The sequence below is a fragment of the Kitasatospora sp. NPDC024654 genome, assembly GCF_055559155.1.
Genome location: NZ_JBVHLF010000203.1, coordinates 1 through 4,024 on the forward strand (window position 1 = coordinate 1; position 4,024 = coordinate 4,024).

5 protein-coding genes and 1 pseudogene are annotated in these 4,024 nt (G+C 70.1%); 4 read left to right on the top strand and 2 right to left on the bottom strand.

The window, feature by feature from the left end; genetic code table 11:
* From ACZ38L_RS38695 to ACZ38L_RS38705, 3 genes and pseudogenes are all read left to right on the top strand, one after another.
* Nucleotides 1–408: pseudogene (locus ACZ38L_RS38695) on the top strand (hypothetical protein); the annotation flags it as partial.
* On the top strand, nt 396–1,370 hold the full coding sequence (locus tag ACZ38L_RS38700; RefSeq protein ID WP_465702706.1) for a hypothetical protein: 975 nt from the start codon (nt 396–398) through the stop codon (nt 1,368–1,370). The pseudogene ACZ38L_RS38695 and the gene ACZ38L_RS38700, both read left to right, overlap by 13 nt.
* Before the next feature lie 195 nt (nt 1,371–1,565).
* Nucleotides 1,566–1,775, top strand: coding sequence for a hypothetical protein (locus tag ACZ38L_RS38705; protein ID WP_465702708.1), 210 nt, complete (start codon nt 1,566–1,568; stop codon nt 1,773–1,775).
* A 231-nt stretch (nt 1,776–2,006) separates the two neighbouring features.
* Here the strand turns inward: ACZ38L_RS38705 and ACZ38L_RS38710 are convergent, their stop codons facing one another.
* Together ACZ38L_RS38710 and ACZ38L_RS38715 are read right to left on the bottom strand one after the other, a co-directional pair.
* The gene (locus tag ACZ38L_RS38710; protein WP_465702710.1) at nt 2,007–2,405 is read right to left on the bottom strand and encodes a hypothetical protein; all 399 of its coding nucleotides are present in this window, start codon (nt 2,403–2,405) and stop codon (nt 2,007–2,009) included.
* A 436-nt stretch (nt 2,406–2,841) separates the two neighbouring features.
* Nucleotides 2,842–3,216, bottom strand: a complete 375-nt coding sequence (locus tag ACZ38L_RS38715) for a hypothetical protein (RefSeq protein WP_465702712.1) — start codon at nt 3,214–3,216, stop codon at nt 2,842–2,844.
* Between the two features lie 299 nt (nt 3,217–3,515).
* On the opposite strand from ACZ38L_RS38715, the gene ACZ38L_RS38720 reads away from it, so the two are divergent.
* The coding region (locus ACZ38L_RS38720) for a helix-turn-helix domain-containing protein (RefSeq protein WP_465702714.1) at nt 3,516–4,024 on the top strand (509 nt) is incomplete at its 3' end.

Below are 4,024 nucleotides of genomic sequence, written 5' to 3' on the forward strand. Positions count from 1 at the left end.
TCCGCCTTGAACTCCGGCGAGTACACCTTCATCACCACGGGGGACTCCTCTTCCTCTGGATCTCTGCGATCCAGTGTCTGGGGTGTCCACACTTCTGGGGGAGCCCCCGTACTCGCCGAGCTGACACCTGTGCCGCCGCGGACCCTCCCGCGCACCGCCCGGCGCCGGGTGATGATCTGGGCCCCGCTGGTCCTGCTGGCGGTCGTCTTCTGCGTGGCGCAGGTGCTCCGTCCACTGCCCGAACCCCTGCTGGTGATGACGGGTGCGCGGTCGTACACGATCGCCGGCGATCCGCCGGCGCCCGCCTGGCCGAGCGAGGGCGAGGCCGCCGTGGAGGTCGAGGGCCTGGGCAGCCTGGGAACCTACGGCGACCAGAGCCGACGCCGACTGCCAGCATGGGCAAGGTGATGACCGCCTACGTCCTCCTCCAGGACCACCCGCTCAAGGACGGCGACGACGGCCCCGCCATCACCGTGGACGCGCGGACGGCCCAGGAGGCCACGATCGCCGACGAGTCGAAAGCCCAGGTCGCCGCGGGCCAGCACTTCACCGAACGGCAGATGCTGCAACTGATGCTGATCCCCTCCGGCAACAACATCGCACGCCTGCTCGGCCGCTGGGACGCTGGAACCGACGAGGCATTCGCGCGGAGGATGAACGCCGCCGCCCGGCAACTCGGCATGAACGACAGCACCTACACCGACCCCAGCGGCCTGGACGCCGGCATCGTCAGCACCGCCGTCGACCAGATCACGCTGGCCCGGGCCGCGATGCGGGATGCGGCATTCCGCGCAGTGGTCGCGATGCCGAGTACGACCATCGACGGCGTCGCGGGCCGGATCGACAACAACAACACCGACCTGGCCAACCCAGGCGTCATCGGCATCAAGACCGGCTCGACCTCGGCGGCAGGCGGCAACCTGATGTGGGCCGCCCAGCAGACCGTCGGCGGCGGCAAACAACTCATCCTGGGCGTCGTGATGGCCCAGCACAGCGCCGACACGTCCGACTACGGCCTCGCCAAGGCCCTGACCGCCAGCCAGAAGCTCATCACCCAGATCCAGAAAGCCCTGACCTCCGCCACCATCGTCAAGAAGGGCGACGTCGTCGGCTACCTCGACGACGGCCTCGGTGACAGAACCCCCGTGGTCGCGGCCGCCGACCTGACCGTGGTCGGCTGGCCCGGCAGGCGGACGCGGCTGACGCTCTCCACAACAGCCAAGGTCCTACCGCGCAGCGCGAAGGAGGGCACCACGGTGGGCACCCTCACCATCCAGCCCGGGGCAACGGCCGAAACGCAAGTTCCGGTAGCCCTGCGACACGACCTGACCGCACCCGGCTTCGGCAAGAAACTCTCCCGCCTCGGCTGACGACCGCGGGTGCGACCGAGGTCGGGGCGGGCCGGCCTGGCGGCTGGGCCGGCAACCGACCGGCAAGCCGTCTACCGCCCGAGCACCAGTGCACTCCTGATGTGATGAAGGGGCGGGGCCCCGCTCCTCGCGGGCTCCCCGGCGTCGGGGTCGACACTGGGGTTGTCCACCCCAGTGTCGACCAGGGAAGCCCCTATGCGTGCGGACTACGCCGGACGGCAGTACGTCGGGATCGACCTCCACCGCCGCCGTTCGGTCACCGTGAGCCAAACCGAGCAGGGCGAACGACTGGAGAGCGTGAGGATCGACAACGACCCGGGCGCCGGCCGCCTGGCCATCGGCGTCGCACTGCCGCTCAGCGGAGCCGCCGTTGTGACCGTGACCCGCATCCGCCGCCGCGCATGACATGGTGGGGTGTTCTCCGGCCGGTGGCCGGAGAACACCCCACCATCAGCCCCGATCAAATACCCACCACGCGGGGCCGGGAGGGCGTCGCCGTGGGCCGTCGCTATGTTATGACCTTTGCCTCGGGGCCGCCGGTCACGGCGGCAACGTACGCCGCGCCTGCGCCCGCACATCCACAGGGCGCCCCGGCCGGGAGTGGCGGCGGTGCGGGTGTCCGGTGGGGGGTCCAGTTCAGGACGGGGGGACGGCGCGGGCCAGCGGTTCGAGGTCGCCATAGAGGGCGGCGTGGAGTGCGGCCGCGAGTTCACGGGCCCGTTCCTCACTTCGCACCCCGTGCATCATGAAGTAGACCGGTCCCGTGTAGGCGTCCGGGTCGACCTCGTGCCTTTGGACCAGGCGGGTGATCGCGGCCCTGACAGCGTCGTTCACGGTGTCCTCAACCTCGTGGTCGGGACCGGCGGTGAGCGTGTCCGCCTTCACGTTCCACTGCTGACGTGCTTCGGCTTCGATGGCGACGAACACAACGCAATGCGCCATGGCCTGCCGGTACGCGTCGTGGAAAGCGTCGGTGTTGGTGCCGGTGGCATCCGGGATGAGGTGTGCGGGGCAGGGAACCGGCAGTGGCTGCATGAGCCGCATTGTGCCAAGGAGGCAGGGCCGTCCAGGCCCGCCGACACGCCACGATCACCAGTAACTGCGCTACCGCAGATGTCCGCAGGCACCGACCTTCCCGGGCACCCCCCGCGCCGTGACCGCCCGATTTGCTCCGCCCGCGCCGTGACCGCCCGATTTGCTCCGCCCGAGCGGCCGATCCCGCACACCGGGACGGCTGGTTTCTGCAGGTTGCTGCTGGAGGTTCAGAGGTTGCTCAGTCCGGTGACGACGGCGTCCTGGTCCCGGCGGAGTCGGCTGACCAGCGGGAAGGTCGTCGGCGAGGATGCGGTTCATCCGGTCGGGCAGCGGGTCGCCGTGTCGGTCGTGGAGCATGGCGGCGGACCGCCCGGTACCGGATGCGGTCTTCACCACCGGATCCCGGTCGGTCTGATCCAGTGCCCCGGGACCCCGGTCACAGGGCCCACGTGCCGTGCGTCTTGCGGATCAACTCCTGCTGGGCGCCGGTCAGTCCACACACGTCGGTTTCACCGCCGCTGGAGACGATGCGCTGTCCACAGACCGCCACGTTGCCGAACCACAGCTGCCGCTGGCCGCCCAGCGATGTGATCATCGGCCCGGCGACCTCGTTCGGGGCGTACTTCTCAGGGAACAGCGCGGCGACCTCACTGGCGTAGCCGCGCATGCCGCGGCTACCGTCACGCCGGGCCCGCTGCACCGTGAACCCGCTGACCGCCCCGTGGTGCGGGTCGACGTCCTTCCACATGGTGTCCGGCATGCCCTGCCTGAAGTGCAGCTCGCCGTCCGGGGTGATGAGCGCGTACATCATGGTGTGCCGTTCGGAAACTTGTCGCTGCTGGTCAGGCCGCGTATCGGTATTCGTTGATGACGCCGCCGAGCACTCGCGCGCGGAGGAGCCGGTGAGCGGCCAGGTTGGCTCTTGGCGCGGGGTGCTCCTGGGCGAGGGGTGGGAGCTGATTTCGGGCTCTCCTGCCGCATGTGTGGGTGCGCTGACCTGCGGCTGGACGTGAAACACGCCGTCCTCTGTGATCCTTGAGGTGTCGAGACTCAAGTTTGATCAAGCAGAGAGACGGCGTGCCTGCCTTCAGCATATGGAAGCGCACCCTGATGGTGGAAAACACCGTGGTCGAGGCGGTGCGCTGGGATGAATCGGAACAGTGTGTGGTCGCGTCGGTGCGGCCTGACGCGCGGCGGCGTGGGCGGTGCGGGCTGTGCCGGCGCCCGGCTCCCTGGTACGACCGGGGACGCGGCCGGCGCCGGTGGCGGGATCTGGACCACGGGGCGGTGCGGGTGTTTCTGGAGGCGGATGCCCCGCGGGTCGCCTGCCGCCGGCACGGTGCGACCGTGGCAGCGGTGCCGTGGGCCCGGCACGACGCCGGGCACACCCTGGCCTTCGACCGGCAGGCGGCGTGGATGGCCGCCGAGTGCTCCAAGGGCGCGGCGGCCGAGCTGCTGCGCTGCACCTGGCGCACGGTCGGGCGGATCGTCGAGCGCTACACCGCTGACCGCGACCAGGGCACGGACCGGCTGGCGGGGTTGCGCCGGATCGGGATCGATGAGATCTCCTACCGCAAGGGCCAGCGCTACATGACCGTGGTGGTCGACCACGACACCTG